15 protein-coding genes are annotated in these 13,644 nt (G+C 38.7%); 12 read left to right on the top strand and 3 right to left on the bottom strand.

The genetic code is table 11. The features are described from left to right. Positions 1-105: 105 nt before the first annotated feature. The 3 genes from clpX to FFM51_RS07065 all read left to right on the top strand — a co-directional run bounded on the left by clpX (position 106) and on the right by FFM51_RS07065 (position 2,383). Positions 106-1,356, top strand: coding sequence for an ATP-dependent Clp protease ATP-binding subunit ClpX (clpX, locus tag FFM51_RS07075; RefSeq protein ID WP_137597935.1), 1,251 nt, complete (start codon positions 106-108; stop codon positions 1,354-1,356). A gap of 137 nt (positions 1,357-1,493) precedes the next feature. Continuing rightward, on the top strand, positions 1,494-2,090 hold the full coding sequence (gene yihA, locus FFM51_RS07070; protein ID WP_137597934.1) for a ribosome biogenesis GTP-binding protein YihA/YsxC: 597 nt from the start codon (positions 1,494-1,496) through the stop codon (positions 2,088-2,090). Next, positions 2,090-2,383: a nucleoside triphosphate pyrophosphohydrolase family protein gene (locus FFM51_RS07065; protein ID WP_137597933.1), complete on the top strand. Its 294-nt coding sequence runs from the start codon at positions 2,090-2,092 to the stop codon at positions 2,381-2,383. Before yihA ends, FFM51_RS07065 begins: the two co-directional genes overlap by 1 nt. Positions 2,384-2,424: 41 nt before the next feature. On the opposite strand, the gene FFM51_RS08820 is transcribed toward FFM51_RS07065, so the two are convergent. Then, positions 2,425-2,583, bottom strand: a complete 159-nt coding sequence (locus FFM51_RS08820; protein WP_170999589.1) for an SPJ_0845 family protein — start codon at positions 2,581-2,583, stop codon at positions 2,425-2,427. Between the two features lie 223 nt (positions 2,584-2,806). Between FFM51_RS08820 and FFM51_RS07060 the strand changes: the two genes are divergently transcribed. From FFM51_RS07060 to obgE, 3 genes are all read left to right on the top strand, one after another. After that, on the top strand, positions 2,807-3,553 hold the full coding sequence (locus FFM51_RS07060; RefSeq protein ID WP_307722385.1) for an amino acid ABC transporter ATP-binding protein: 747 nt from the start codon (positions 2,807-2,809) through the stop codon (positions 3,551-3,553). A 114-nt stretch (positions 3,554-3,667) separates the two neighbouring features. Further along, a complete protein-coding gene (uvrC, locus tag FFM51_RS07055; protein ID WP_137597932.1) occupies positions 3,668-5,476 on the top strand; it encodes an excinuclease ABC subunit UvrC in 1,809 nt (602 codons plus the stop codon). 68 nt (positions 5,477-5,544) lie between these two features. Continuing rightward, complete coding sequence (gene obgE / locus FFM51_RS07050) at positions 5,545-6,846, top strand: GTPase ObgE (RefSeq protein ID WP_137597931.1); 1,302 nt, start codon at positions 5,545-5,547, stop codon at positions 6,844-6,846. A 16-nt stretch (positions 6,847-6,862) separates the two neighbouring features. On the opposite strand, the gene FFM51_RS07045 is transcribed toward obgE, so the two are convergent. Beyond that, positions 6,863-7,141: a hypothetical protein gene (locus FFM51_RS07045; RefSeq protein ID WP_137597930.1), complete on the bottom strand. Its 279-nt coding sequence runs from the start codon at positions 7,139-7,141 to the stop codon at positions 6,863-6,865. 108 nt (positions 7,142-7,249) lie between these two features. Here FFM51_RS07045 and rnz point away from each other — a divergent pair, with 108 nt between their 5' ends. Genes rnz through FFM51_RS07025 form a run of 4 tightly spaced genes read left to right on the top strand, consistent with a single transcriptional unit; the run spans position 7,250 to position 11,931 of the window. After that, positions 7,250-8,191 (top strand): ribonuclease Z, encoded by a 942-nt coding sequence (gene rnz, locus FFM51_RS07040; RefSeq protein WP_137597929.1) that lies wholly within the window; start codon positions 7,250-7,252, stop codon positions 8,189-8,191. A gap of 13 nt (positions 8,192-8,204) precedes the next feature. Beyond that, a complete protein-coding gene (locus tag FFM51_RS07035; RefSeq protein WP_137597928.1) occupies positions 8,205-9,020 on the top strand; it encodes an SDR family NAD(P)-dependent oxidoreductase in 816 nt (271 codons plus the stop codon). A gap of 56 nt (positions 9,021-9,076) precedes the next feature. Then, on the top strand, positions 9,077-11,398 hold the full coding sequence (gene recJ / locus FFM51_RS07030) for a single-stranded-DNA-specific exonuclease RecJ (protein ID WP_307722384.1): 2,322 nt from the start codon (positions 9,077-9,079) through the stop codon (positions 11,396-11,398). A gap of 14 nt (positions 11,399-11,412) precedes the next feature. After that, positions 11,413-11,931 carry an adenine phosphoribosyltransferase gene (locus tag FFM51_RS07025; protein WP_137597927.1) on the top strand — a complete coding sequence of 173 codons (519 nt, stop codon included), beginning with the start codon at positions 11,413-11,415 and terminating at the stop codon, positions 11,929-11,931. A gap of 45 nt (positions 11,932-11,976) precedes the next feature. Here FFM51_RS07025 and FFM51_RS07020 read toward each other — a convergent pair whose 3' ends face one another. Continuing rightward, the gene (locus FFM51_RS07020; protein ID WP_137597926.1) at positions 11,977-12,423 is read right to left on the bottom strand and encodes a nucleoside 2-deoxyribosyltransferase; all 447 of its coding nucleotides are present in this window, start codon (positions 12,421-12,423) and stop codon (positions 11,977-11,979) included. Positions 12,424-12,519: 96 nt separating this feature from the next. Between FFM51_RS07020 and FFM51_RS07015 the strand changes: the two genes are divergently transcribed. Both FFM51_RS07015 and FFM51_RS07010 read left to right on the top strand, forming a co-directional pair. After that, complete coding sequence (locus FFM51_RS07015; protein WP_137597925.1) at positions 12,520-13,134, top strand: DUF308 domain-containing protein; 615 nt, start codon at positions 12,520-12,522, stop codon at positions 13,132-13,134. Positions 13,135-13,184: 50 nt separating this feature from the next. Next, entirely contained in the window at positions 13,185-13,538 is a 354-nt protein-coding gene (locus FFM51_RS07010; protein WP_223875909.1) for an iron chaperone, read from the top strand. Positions 13,539-13,644 lie beyond the last annotated feature (106 nt).

Here is a 13,644-nt window from a genome sequence, read left to right as displayed (position 1 = left end):
AATCTATTCGATTGAACATTTTTTTATTAAGGATGAGTCAATTATTCGTATTTAATTGGTCTTTCTGCTATGATACTCACAGTACTTATTAGGAGGTCGCAATAAATGTTTGAAGATACCAATGATATGGAATCTGTTAACTGTTCTTTTTGTGGGAAGTCACAAGATCAGGTAAAAAAAATTGTTGCCGGACCAGGTGTTTATATTTGTAACGAGTGTATCGATTTGTGCAAGGAAATTATTGATGAAGAGATCGCTGAAGATTCAGCCCAAGCATTATTGGATGTGCCTACTCCAGCTGATATCGTTACCAAATTAAACGACTACGTTATCGGTCAAGAGGATGCTAAGAAAACTCTATCAGTCGCAGTTTACAATCACTATAAACGAGTAAACGAAGCTGCAGATCAAAAAGATAATGATGAAACTGAATTACAAAAAAGTAATATTAGTTTAATTGGACCAACTGGGTCTGGAAAGACGTATTTAGCTCAATCACTTGCTCGCATTTTGAACGTTCCGTTTGCCATTGCGGATGCAACAACTTTAACCGAGGCTGGTTATGTGGGTGAAGATGTTGAAAATATTATTTTGAAATTGTTACAAGCAGCTGATTATGATGTTGATCGCGCCGAAAAGGGTATTATTTATATCGATGAAATCGATAAAATTGCCAAGAAGAGTGAAAATGTTTCGATTACGCGCGATGTATCCGGTGAAGGGGTTCAGCAAGCACTGTTGAAGATCCTAGAAGGAACAATTGCAAATGTTCCACCACAGGGTGGTCGTAAACATCCTCAACAAGAGTTTATTCAGGTTAATACTAAGAATATCTTATTCATCGTTGGTGGGGCTTTTGATGGCATTGAAACGATTGTTAAGGAACGTCTTGGAGACAAAACAATTGGGTTTGGTTCTAACTCACGTGAAATTGATGAAGTTAACGAGAAGAATATCTTGCAACATGTTGTTCCAGAGGATTTGTTACAGTTTGGGTTGATTCCTGAATTTATTGGTCGATTACCAATTTTGACTGCGCTACAAAAACTTGATGAAAATGACTTGGTTCGTATTTTAACTGAACCAAGGAATGCGCTTGTTAAACAGTACCAGAAATTAATTCGAATTGATGATTCTGAACTTGAGTTTACTGATGGCGCTTTGAAGGCAATGGCTCATCTAGCTATTAATCGGGATACTGGTGCCCGTGGTCTGCGTTCTATTATTGAAGACGTCATGCGTGATGTAATGTTCGATTTACCGAGCCGCAAGGACGTTCAAAAAGTAATTATCAATAAACGCAGTGTCAACAAACATGCAGAACCTGAATATGTTTTGAAAGAGAAGGCATCTTAGTTTTGTAACCTAAAAAGCTCTGTTAACAATGATTCTAACTGGAATCGAGGTTAACGGAGCTTTTTTTAATATAAATGTTATCCACTGAGTGAATATGTTTGTTAAAATAAACAAAGTGAATTAATTTGGAGGTCATTATGGAAGTTCAAGAAGTGCAATTGGTGATGAGTGCTGTTTCACCAACTCAATATCCGACAACTGGATTGCCAGAAATCGGGTTGGTGGGGCGTTCAAACGTGGGTAAATCTTCGTTGACGAATACATTAATCAACCGAAGAAGCTATGCCCGCACCTCCAGTCAACCGGGAAAGACACGAACGCTTAATTTTTATGAAGTAGAACATCAGCTTTATTTTGTCGACGTACCAGGCTATGGTTACGCCAAAGTGTCCAAACAAGAGCGTGCTAAATTTGGGACGATGATTGAAACTTATTTATCTGAACGTCAAACATTAAAGGGAGTTATACAGTTAGTTGATGGTCGTCATGCACCTTCTGATGATGATGTGTCAATGTACCAGTGGTTACAATATTATGATATTCCAACTTTAATTGTTGCTACCAAGATCGATAAGATTAAGCCAGGTGTGCGCAACCGGCAGACAAGTTTAATTACTAAAACATTGGGATTAAAACAAACCCAAACGCCCTTAATCACTTTCTCAGCCCAAACAAAGCTAGGAAAAGAAGATGTCTGGCAGTGGATTGAAACTCAAATCGGAGGAAATGAATAATGGAGTTTAATGACTATCAAAAAGCAGCGAATCGGACCCTTTATGGTAATGAACAGGTATTAACCAACTGTGCACTTGGGCTAGCCGGTGAGACTGGACAAGTAGTTGATCTAGTTAAAAATTATACTTTCCGTGGTCAAAAATTAGATCGAGATGAATTAGTGCATGAAATGGGAGATGTACTGTGGTACTTATCTCAGGTTGCTCAATGGGCTAATATTCCATTTGATGAAATTGCTAAAACAAATATCGATATTTTAAATGACCGCTATCCAGATGGATATCAAAATTAAAACAAAAAAGGAGCTATGACAAAATTATTGTCAGAGCTCCTTTATTTTTTTGCTTCATCATGTTTGTTTTGGTCAGTTGGTTGTTTCTGATCATCCTTATCTTTTCGTTCAGGCTGTTTTGGGGCCTTTTTCTTTGGGTCAACAGCGAAATCATCGAATAGTTTTTCTAAATTAAGTTCACGACGGACAATGAGTCCCATATAATCATTCCTTTCATCGAATCTTGCTAGTTTAAGTTGTCCCTATGCTAGCATGTTTGTCAATTTTTGTAAATATATACAGTTTGATCCGTATATTGATGGGTAAAATGCATAAATAGGATAAAAAATGAAAAACCATTGCATAAACAAACAATTACTAGTATAATAAGCATCATTGAAATAACCACGCGTCCAATATGGCGGCTGGCAAGGGGGAAATATCATGGAAAACGAAACAATGATTGAAGTAAATAAATTACAAAAAGTATTTGGTGAAAATGCTGTTTTAAAAGATATTACTGAGGATGTAAAAAAAGGTCAGGTAATCTGCGTTATTGGACCTTCAGGTGCGGGTAAATCTACTTTTTTACGTTGCCTAAATCTATTAGAACAACCAACGGGCGGACAAGTATTATTTAAGGGTACAGATTTAACTACGTTAGATGAAAAACATGTTAATGAGTTACGAGAAAAAATGGGGATGGTTTTCCAAAGCTTCAACCTTTTCCCTAATATGACTGTTCTTGAAAACCTGAAATTGGCTCCAATCAAGGTTAAACATTTGGATGATGACCAAGCAACCAAAATTGCTAAAGATTTATTGGCTAAGGTTGGCTTAGCAGAAAAAGCTGATGCATATCCGACTAGTCTGTCTGGTGGGCAACAGCAGCGGGTTGCCATTGCTCGAGCTCTCGCAATGAATCCTGAAGTAATGTTGTTTGATGAGCCAACCAGTGCATTAGATCCAGAAATGGTTGGGGAAGTTCTGAAGGTAATGCAAGACTTAGCTAATGATGGGATGACGATGGTAGTTGTTACTCACGAAATGGGTTTTGCCAAGAGTGTGGCTGACAAAATTTGGTTTATGGCTGACGGATATATTCAAGAATCAGCCGACCCAGATACATTTTTCAATCATCCACAAACTGATCGGGCTAAAGACTTTCTTGAAAAGGTATTACAAGCATAATTGCTCGTTTCAATATGAAACACTTTGATTCTAACTGAATTGAAGTGTTTTTTTTGCGAAAAGATGTTCGATGTCATATAATGATATGCAGCAAATTAAACGGAGGGGTCGCAATTGGCAAGTGAATATCTGGAACATAAGTTAGCGTTATTGCCGGCACTACCTGGTTGTTACCTAATGAAAAATATTAATAGTCAAATTATTTATGTAGGGAAAGCTAAAAATCTACGTAATCGAGTTCGTTCGTATTTTAAAAGTAGTCATGATGGAAAAACTGCCCGGCTGGTATCTGAGATTGCGGATTTTGAAACAATTGTTACATCAACCAATAAAGAGTCGTTTTTATTAGAAATTACACTAATTCAAAAACATCAGCCTTACTACAATATTAAATTAAAACGGGGTACCGGTTATCCCTACATTAAAATCACAAATGAGCGAGATCCACAGATTTTGATCACTGGTGATGTTAAAAAAGACGGCGCGTATTATTTTGGACCCTATCCGAATGTATATGCGGCTGAAGAAACGCTTCATTTTATTCAAAAAGTATATCCGCTACGTCGCTGTAATGGATTTCAAGGACGTCCGTGCCTGTATTATCATATGGGGCAATGCCTGGGAGCTTGCTTTAAGGAAGTTCCTGAAAAAACGTATCAAGAACAGATTGAACGGATTAAGTCATTCTTGAGTGGTAATACAAAAACAATTAAAAAAAGATTAACTAAAGAAATGGAAACAGCAGCCGTTGAAATGCAATATGAACGAGCCGCTGAATTAAGAGATCAATTGCACTATATTGAAGTAACTGTTGAGAAGCAAAGAATCATTTCTAATGATAAAACACCACGTGATTTGTTTAATTTTTACATGGATAAGGGCTGGCTATCAATTCAAGTATTTTTTATCAGACAGGCGCGGTTAATGAAACGTGAAAAACGCTTATTTCCAATCATTGAATCTGCTGAAGAGGAAATGGCTACTTTTATTATGCAGTTTTATAATCGAAAAAATAATGTGTTACCACGTGAAATTTTAATTCCGGCTGGTTTACCAGCACAAGAGATTAGTGAAATTTTAGGTATTCCAGTGCGAACACCGCAACGTGGCGAGAAACGTGATTTACTTGCGATGGCTGAAAAAAATGCTCGGTTAGTGCTGGAAGAGAAATTTCGGTTATTAGAATTAGATGAACATAAAACAACTGGTGCAATGAAAGAGATTACGGATGCGTTAGGATTACCAGAAGGCCACAAAATTGAAGCATTTGATCATTCTCATATTCAGGGAGCGGATTTGGTGTCTGCAATGGTTGTGTTTAGTGATGGACAACCAAATCGAAAGTTGTATCGTAAGTATAAACTAAAGACCGTCGATCACGCTGACGAAGCAGCTAGTACGGCAGAGGTCATTCGTCGCCGTTACTCACGGTTGCTGAAGGAACATCAACCAATGCCTGATATGATCTTTATGGATGGTGGGGATATCCAAATGAATGCTGCTAAGGATGTTCTTGAAAATGAACTAAATCTGGCAATTCCAGTTGTGGGTATGGTAAAAAATGATCACCATAAAACGGCTGATTTATTATTTGGCGATACAGATCAGCATATTAACTTAGATCCAAAAAGTCAGGGATTCTATCTAGTCCAACGAATTCAAGATGAAGTTCACCGTTTTGCGATTACTTTCCATCGACAGGTGCACACGAAACATTCGCTTAGTTCACGACTAGACGAGATTGCTGGAGTGGGGCCGAAGACGCGTAATAAACTGTTAAAGAAATTTGGTTCAATTGCACATATTGCAGAAGCTTCTATTGACGATCTGCATGAACTTGGGATTCCACAGCCGACTGCGCAGTTAATTAAAGTTTCATTGCAAAAAAATGCACAGGTTGCTCATGGCAGTAGTCATGACTAACTTTGACGTTTCAAGTAATTTCGCCTATACTATACCTTTATGACATTTAAAGACGGAGAAAATAAATTATGTTTGTAGATCAAATTAAAATACAAGTTCGAGCCGGTAAGGGCGGCGATGGGATGGTAGCTTTTCGTCGAGAAAAATATGTTCCTAATGGTGGCCCTGCTGGTGGTGACGGTGGTCGCGGTGGCAGTATCATTTTACGGGTTGATGAAGGCTTGCGCACACTGATGGACTTTCGCTATCATCGGATTTTCAAGGCTGATAATGGTGGGAAGGGCATGATCAAGCAAATGACTGGTCGCGGTGCCGAAGACACGATTATTGCTGTTCCTCAGGGTACAACCGTCAAAAATGTAGCTACTGGCGATGTTTTAGGCGATTTAGTTGAACAAGGCGATGAGTTAGTGGTTGCTAAAGGCGGCCGTGGCGGTCGCGGTAATATTAGGTTTGCAACACCAAGGAATCCAGCACCTGAAATGGCTGAAAACGGTGAACCCGGTCAGACATTAGATCTCGAACTAGAATTGAAAATGTTAGCTGATGTTGGCTTAGTCGGTTTCCCGTCTGTCGGAAAATCAACATTATTGTCTGTCGTCACGGGTGCTAAGCCTAAAATTGCCGAGTATGAGTTTACAACTCTAGTTCCTAATTTGGGGATGGTTAAACTGGATGATGGTCGTGATTTTGCGATGGCTGATTTACCCGGTTTAATTGCTGGTGCATCTAAAGGGGTTGGCTTGGGGTTACAGTTTTTACGCCATATTGAGCGTACTCGTGTTTTGTTACATTTAGTTGACATGAGTAGTTCTGATGAGAAACAGGCCATCACACGGTTTGATGCAATTAATCACGAATTAGCAAGTTACGATCCAGAATTATTGCAACGACCACAAGTAGTGGTTGCTACTAAGATGGATTTACCCAATGCCGCTGATAACTTGGCTAAGTTTAAAGATCAATTAAAACAAGATACTACGCTAGATCAAACGCCAGTAATCTATCCGATTTCTGCTATTACTCATCAAGGATTAACTACTTTGTTGCAATATACTGCAGATTTACTTGATCAAACGCCAGCCTTCTTGATGCATGATGAAACACCACTTGAAGAAACAAGTGTATATAAATTTAACGAGTCCACACCCGATTTTGAAATTAATCGTGATGCCGATGGGGTGTGGGTCTTAACTGGTGAAAAACTGTTGAAGCTATTTGAAATGACTGATCTAATGCACGATGAGAGTTTGATGCGTTTTGCGCGACAACTTCGCGGCATGGGAGTGGATGAGGCATTACGACAGCAGGGCGCTAAAAATGGAGATACAGTTCAGATTGAGAAATTTACATTTGAATTTGCGGAGTAATGAGTTAGTCAACAATTTAACCCAGTAAGATGTATTTTCCGTCAAGTCGATACCCAAATAATGGGTGTTTAGAATCTTGATAATACAGTGACACATGGGAATCAAGTTTGCGACACCGAGTGTTAAACTGTGCGAGAGTTAGTGCGGGTAAATGAGTGTTTGATTTTAAAATTAGTTGCTGGGAGTCAGTGATAACTAATTCAGAAATAAAATGCCGTTTGGCATTAAATTCAACTTGCATAACTAAGTCACTCCGTAACTCGTTGGTCGAAATATTAAAGTCGATTAACTGCATGAGTAAGCTCCTTTGTAAATGATAACCACGGTTATAAGTATGATAAACTAATTATAGTGATGAAGTTGAAATGACACAATTAAATTGTGAGTAAGGGATCATGAAATAATGCAAATTGAATTTTTGGGGACCGGCGCTGGTTCACCAAGTAAACAAAGAAATGTTACCAGCATCGCCTTGCGCCTGCTAGAAGAACGTAATGCTATTTGGTTATTTGATGTTGGCGAAGCGACACAACATCAAATTTTACGGACGACTATTCGACCGCGTAAGATTGAGAAAATTTTTATTACTCATCTTCATGGTGACCATATTTTTGGCTTACCAGGATTGTTAAGCTCACGTTCGTTTCAAAGCGGTGAAGGTGCGCTAACAATTTATGGACCTCGCGGAGTTGAGGATTTTGTTAAAACTAGTTTGCAGGTTAGTGAAACTAAACTGGGCTACCCAATTAAATTTGTGGAGTTAACTGATACCGGTGTGATTTTTGAAGATAAAACCTTTTCAGTAATTTGTGAAAGGCTGGATCACAAAATCGAATGCTTTGGTTATCGAGTGGTTGAACATGATCACCCAGGAGAACTGCAAGTCGAAAAGCTACGAGCATTAAATGTGCCTTCGGGACCAGTTTATGGACAATTAAAGGCTGGTAAGCAAGTTGAGCTAGCAGATGGTCGAGTGCTTGATGGTCGGGACTTTATTGGTGCGGCGCAAGCAGGTAGAATTGTCACTATTTTAGGTGATACACGCAAAACAGAAGCTAGTGTGAATCTTGCAAAAAATGCTGATGTGCTAGTCCATGAAAGTACATTTGCCAAAGGCGAAAACAAGATGGCGCATAACTACTATCACTCGACGAGCCTCCAGGCTGCTCAGATAGCTAAAAAGGCGCATGCTAAAAAGTTATTGTTAACCCATATTTCAGCTCGCTACACGGGTAAAATGGCGTACGAACTAGCTTATCAAGCCAGGGACATTTTTGCTGACACGCGTGTGGTCAATGATTTTGATGTGATTGAAATACCATTTGATAATTCCAAAACAAATTGAGGAGTGGTAACTAGTGCAAAAACGGTTACGGGAACTACGAGTACTAAAAAATAAAATTGTATTAATCACTGGTGGTTCCAGTGGAATTGGTGAGGCGACCGCTTATGAGGCTGCCAAACGTGGAGCAATTGTGGTTGTTTGTGCTCGTCACCTTGATCAGTTGGAAATAGTAGCTAAACGGTGTCTAATTTTATCAGGACGTCCTGCTTTTGCATATCAACTTGATGTTGCAGATCCAGATAAAATTGATGAAGTTTTACAGACGATTAACCATGAAGTCGGTAGTGTAGATATTTTAGTTAACGCAGCTGGATTTGGTGATATGCAGGCGGCAGTTAAAGAAACATTGCCAACGATGGATAAGATGATCCGTGTTAATTTATTGGCATTGATGTATCTAAGTCGCTGTGTTGCAAAACAAATGATGAATAAGGGCCGTGGAGCAATTATTAATATTGGTTCGATTGCAGGTAAGATTCCGACCCCTAATAGTGGTGTTTATTCTGCTACTAAGGCCGGTGTGATTAACTATGACAACGTGTTGCGAATGGAACTCGATGACTATGGTATACAAGTTTTAACTGTTAATCCAGGTCCTGTTGCAACGCACTTTTTTGATCAAGCCGACCCAAAGGGAACCTATATGGCTCACCTTCCCAGTGCATTAATTTTACATCCTGCTGTGATTGCTCGCAGAATTTGGAATAGTGTTGGTTATCCAATAAGGGAAATTAATATTCCCCGCTACTTTTCATTGGTTGCAATTGGCTATCAACTATTTCCAGGGATTGGTGATTGGGTTATAAAAAAGTTTTTTGCATTGAAATAGTATTATTTTTAGCCACATTTTGTGGTGTACATATAACGGAAATGGTGGGAGTTTAGTTGATACAGGCACATTATCAATGGCAATTAGCTGAAACAAATACTTCTACGCTAGTTACACAGATGGCAAAGGAGTTTAGTTTAGCACCGGTTGTTGCCCAAATCTTAATTAGTCGCGGATACGATTCAACTGAAAAAGTGGATCGTTTTTTGCATCCTAAATTGGCAGATAGTTATGATCCATTTTTACTTCACGATATGCAAAAAGCTGTTGATCGAATTCAAACTGCAATCTCAAACGGTGATCTAATTACAGTTTATGGCGATTATGATGCAGATGGAATTACTAGTACTGCTGTAATGTATGAAACATTACTAACAATCGGCGCTAATGTTAATTATTATGTTCCCAATCGTTTTACTGACGGTTATGGTCCTAACATAGATGCTTTTAATCGATTAATTGATGCAGGGACAAAATTAATTGTGACAGTGGATAATGGTGTGGCAGGTAACGACGCAATTGCAGCGGCTAACGAACGAAATATTGACGTTGTTGTTACCGATCACCATGAATTGCCGCAAGAGTTACCAACAGCTTATGCGATTGTGCACCCCCGTTTTCCTGGGAGCAATTATCCATTTGGCGATTTATCTGGTGTGGGCGTCGCTTTCAAAGTTGCATGGGCTTTACTTGAGGATCTACCGGTTGAATTATTGGACTTAGTGGCCATTGGTGAAGTAGCTGATTTAGTATCAGTAACTGATGAGAATCGAGTTTTGATTAGTGCCGGTCTGCAACAGTTGCGTACCGGCAGTCGTAGTGGAATTCATGAGTTAGTTAAAACTGCTGGATTAGATGAAACACAGTTAAATGAGACCAACATTGGATTTGGCATTGCACCACGTTTAAATGCTTTGGGGCGAATGGGAGATGCTAATCCAGGAGTTGAATTATTAACCACATTGGATGAAGAAGTAGCTACTAAGTTAGCCCAACAAGTAGAACAAAAAAATAGTGAACGGCAAAAATTAGTGGCTGACATTACAACTAATGCATTGGAACAAGCACAGGACCAGGATAATCTGCAACGCCAAACATTGATTGTTGCTGGTCAGAACTGGCACGAGGGTGTGTTGGGAATTGTGGCTAGTCGGGTAGTTGAGCAAACGGGTAAGCCGACGTTGGCCCTTAATATTAATGCGGAAACGGGCCTTGCAAAGGGATCTGGCAGAAGTATAGATTCATTTGATTTATTTGCTGCAATTGATCAAAAAAGAGAATTAACAACTGCATTTGGGGGCCACCAAATGGCGGTCGGATTAACGTTACCTGTCGATAATATCGAGTTACTTAAAGATCAAATGGAAGTTGCTGCTAGCCAACAGCAATTAGGCAATCACGCAAAACAAACATTATCAGTCACGGCTCAGATAACAGTAGATGATGTTAATTTAGAATTATTTCAACAAGTGGAACAATTAGCACCTTTTGGTACTGAAAATGTGCGACCATTATTTGAAGTTAAAGCTGATCAAATACAAAATGTAAAAACCATGGGTAAAACGAATGCCCACCTTAAATTTCAGCTAACTGGGCAAAAACAGTCACTAACTGCAATTGCTTTTAATCAAGGTCATCAAAGTGAGCAGCTAAATGCCAGTGGTGTAGTTCCCACAGTAGTGGGAACATTGGATGAAAACGAATGGCATGGTAATCGTAATATTCAACTCATGGTAAAAGATTTTAAATTAGCGGGAATGCAAATTGTGGATGGCAGAACCAACCATTTAGCGAGCCAATTGTTTGAAGCTGATGATGTTTATTTATTCTTTGATCAGCGGTTAGCTAAAAAACTAGCTAATTATACGGCTAATAAAAATGTTCTCTTAGCAGATGAGGTTCAATCAGAACAGTTGTCAAATCAAAATGTTACGGTTGTAGATTGTCCACCAACATTAGAAAAATTTATGGATGTCTTTAAAATTGGTGGACAACCATCAGTAACTAAAATGTTATTGTATCAAGCTCACAGTGCCTATTTAAGTGGTATGCCGGATAGAAGAAGTTTTGCCATTTTGTATAAGTTTGTGCAGACACATCAAAATATAAACGTCCACGATCAACTTGATTTATTGGCTAAATATTTAAAAATTGAACGTGATCAGTTGATTTTTATGATACAGGTGTTTTTTGAAGTGGGATTTGTTAAAATAGACCATGGTATTTTAAATAGAGTTGCTAATCCACCAGCTGCGGATATCCAAGCAACTAAAGTTTATCAGCAGCGCCAAAAATTGATGGAAACGGAAAAAACGTTAATCTATAGTGACTCAACATCTATGAGACGCTGGCTGATTGATAGTTTAAGTACCGATTAAAGGAGATTCAATCGATGACATTAGATTTAAAAGACTATATTGCTAGTATTCCAGATTATCCAGAAAAAGGGGTTATCTTTAGAGATATTTCACCTTTAATGGCAGACGGATCCGCTTATCGGCAAGCAACTAACGAAATTGTACAGTATGCTCGAGAAAAAAATGTAGAAATGATTGTTGGACCAGAAGCTCGTGGATTTATTGTGGGCTGTCCAGTGGCGTACGAACTTGGTGTTGGCTTTGCACCAGCACGGAAAAAGGGTAAATTACCACGTGAGACAATCAGTGCTACTTATGATTTGGAGTATGGTACTGCTGAACTTCAGTTGCAGAAATTAGCAATTAAGCCTGGACAACGTGTATTAGTAACTGATGACTTACTAGCCACTGGTGGCACGATTTCGGCTACCATTGAAATGGTTGAACGGTTAGGTGGCATTGTGGTTGGAACTGCATTTATTATTGAATTAAGTGCGTTAAATGGCCGTGATAAAATCAAAGACTATGATATGCTGTCGTTAATAAAATATTGAGTATAAAAAAAGATCGAGGATCACTCGATCTTTAATATTATTTGGTTAAAATGCTTTGCCGGTGTATTCTTTGGCTGGCAGCGCATTGAAATCGTAACTAGCTAAATCATCAATTGATTTAGTATAGTAATGACCAGCCTGACTAACCATCAGATTCAATGGTTCGTCTTTTTCTTGTAACAAGATAATTGGCTTTTTTAATTTGTACGCGTAGCCAATTTCAAATGCGGTACCACTGTCAACATTCTCGTATGCAAAATCGGTAATTGCGACAATAATGTCAGCATTGTCAATTTCAGCCACATCTTTATTAAAAATGGATTTGGCCCATGCAGGAGAGCCAGCGTTGATACTATCGTCATTTTCATCAGATAGACGGGGACTGAAAATTTCTCCAGTAGTTGGGTTTGCTGCCAGTGCTTTTTCAACTTTGGTGATTCGCTTGATTTGAGATTCACTAAAGAATGGACCAGCTAGATAAATTTTTTTCATCGTGACACTCCTTAATATAGTTGTTACATTTATTGTAACTAATATCCGAGATGGGTACAATCAAAAACATTAAGATAAAAACAAAGAGGTAAGTTTATGATTTATTTAGTAGTGATTGCAGGATTAGTTTTAATATTAAGTGGTTTTTATTTAGTTAATTCATGGCAACAATATGGAACCTGGATCTGGCCGACTTTCATGGTCATTGTGAGTTTGGGGCTGACCGTTTATGGTGTTTGGAATTTACCATATTGGTCAGGTAACGATGCAGCACAACAAGCAACTTCGAGTCAAACAAGTACGAGTAGTCAGTCTGCGAGTTCATCGTCATTTTCACAACCCAATAACAATGGGTTGACTGGTCAGACAGCACAACAATCAGCTGTTACTGCTCAGCAAAATGTTCTGACACAACTCAAGAAAAATTATAAAACAATCGGCGCCGTTACCTTTGATGCAAAAACGAAAACTTATAAAATTGAGCCAAGTGACAGCGATACCGTAAAGGCATTAAAATACGTTATTAGTACTCCTGCAAAGGCCGATGATGCTGGCTGGGGAAAGTTAACTAAAAGCATTAAGACTACCTCAAAACAGCTTAAAAAGGCTCTCGGCAGTGGTTATTCAATTAGCATGATGCAGCCAGATGACAGCTCAAAGGCAATGTACACGGTTAAAGATGGTAAAGCAACCTACGATATTGCAAATTAATCCCGAGACTGTACATTTTTGGTTAATTAATATATAAGGGCGGTGCTAAAGTGAGAAAATTTGATACAATAGCTGAGTATTTGGCGACACTAGACCCAATGCAACTTGAGATTACCCAAATCGTGCGAGAGTTATTGCAGGAGGCTGCACCGGAATCACATGAAATAATTTCTTATAATATGCCAGCAATTGAGCAAAACGGTCATGTGCTAGTTTATTTTGCACCTACAAAGAAGCATTTAGGTTTTTATCCCACTGCTGATCCTATCTTGGAGTTTAAAGAGCGATTAATGGACTATCAGACTTCTAAAGGGACGATTCAAATTCCCTATGATCAGCCTTTACCTGTTAAGCTAATTCGTGATATTGTTGCCTACCGTGTTCAACAAGTTGCTGATAAATGATAATAAATAGGACGCGTGATTAGAAAAATACGGGTCTTCGTCAAATAGTATTGGTGAATATCTCGATATCGGAACACCCTTTTGGGTGTTCTTTTATTTTACAATT

Source organism: Paucilactobacillus kaifaensis, from assembly GCF_005405145.1.
Taxonomy (GTDB): domain Bacteria; phylum Bacillota; class Bacilli; order Lactobacillales; family Lactobacillaceae; genus Paucilactobacillus; species Paucilactobacillus kaifaensis.
This window is presented reverse-complemented; position numbering and strand designations above follow the sequence as displayed.

Coding starts and splice junctions, on each gene's coding strand:
- yihA (WP_137597934.1), top strand. CDS start 1,494: ATGGAAGTTCAAGAAGTGCAATTGGTGATGAGTGCTGTTTCACCAACT.
- clpX (WP_137597935.1), top strand. CDS start 106: ATGTTTGAAGATACCAATGATATGGAATCTGTTAACTGTTCTTTTTGT.
- FFM51_RS07025 (WP_137597927.1), top strand. CDS start 11,413: ATGACATTAGATTTAAAAGACTATATTGCTAGTATTCCAGATTATCCA.
- FFM51_RS07065 (WP_137597933.1), top strand. CDS start 2,090: ATGGAGTTTAATGACTATCAAAAAGCAGCGAATCGGACCCTTTATGGT.
- FFM51_RS07020 (WP_137597926.1), bottom strand. CDS start 12,423: ATGAAAAAAATTTATCTAGCTGGTCCATTCTTTAGTGAATCTCAAATC.
- FFM51_RS07045 (WP_137597930.1), bottom strand. CDS start 7,141: ATGCAGTTAATCGACTTTAATATTTCGACCAACGAGTTACGGAGTGAC.
- FFM51_RS08820 (WP_170999589.1), bottom strand. CDS start 2,583: ATGGGACTCATTGTCCGTCGTGAACTTAATTTAGAAAAACTATTCGAT.
- obgE (WP_137597931.1), top strand. CDS start 5,545: ATGTTTGTAGATCAAATTAAAATACAAGTTCGAGCCGGTAAGGGCGGC.
- FFM51_RS07015 (WP_137597925.1), top strand. CDS start 12,520: ATGATTTATTTAGTAGTGATTGCAGGATTAGTTTTAATATTAAGTGGT.
- FFM51_RS07060 (WP_307722385.1), top strand. CDS start 2,807: ATGGAAAACGAAACAATGATTGAAGTAAATAAATTACAAAAAGTATTT.
- rnz (WP_137597929.1), top strand. CDS start 7,250: ATGCAAATTGAATTTTTGGGGACCGGCGCTGGTTCACCAAGTAAACAA.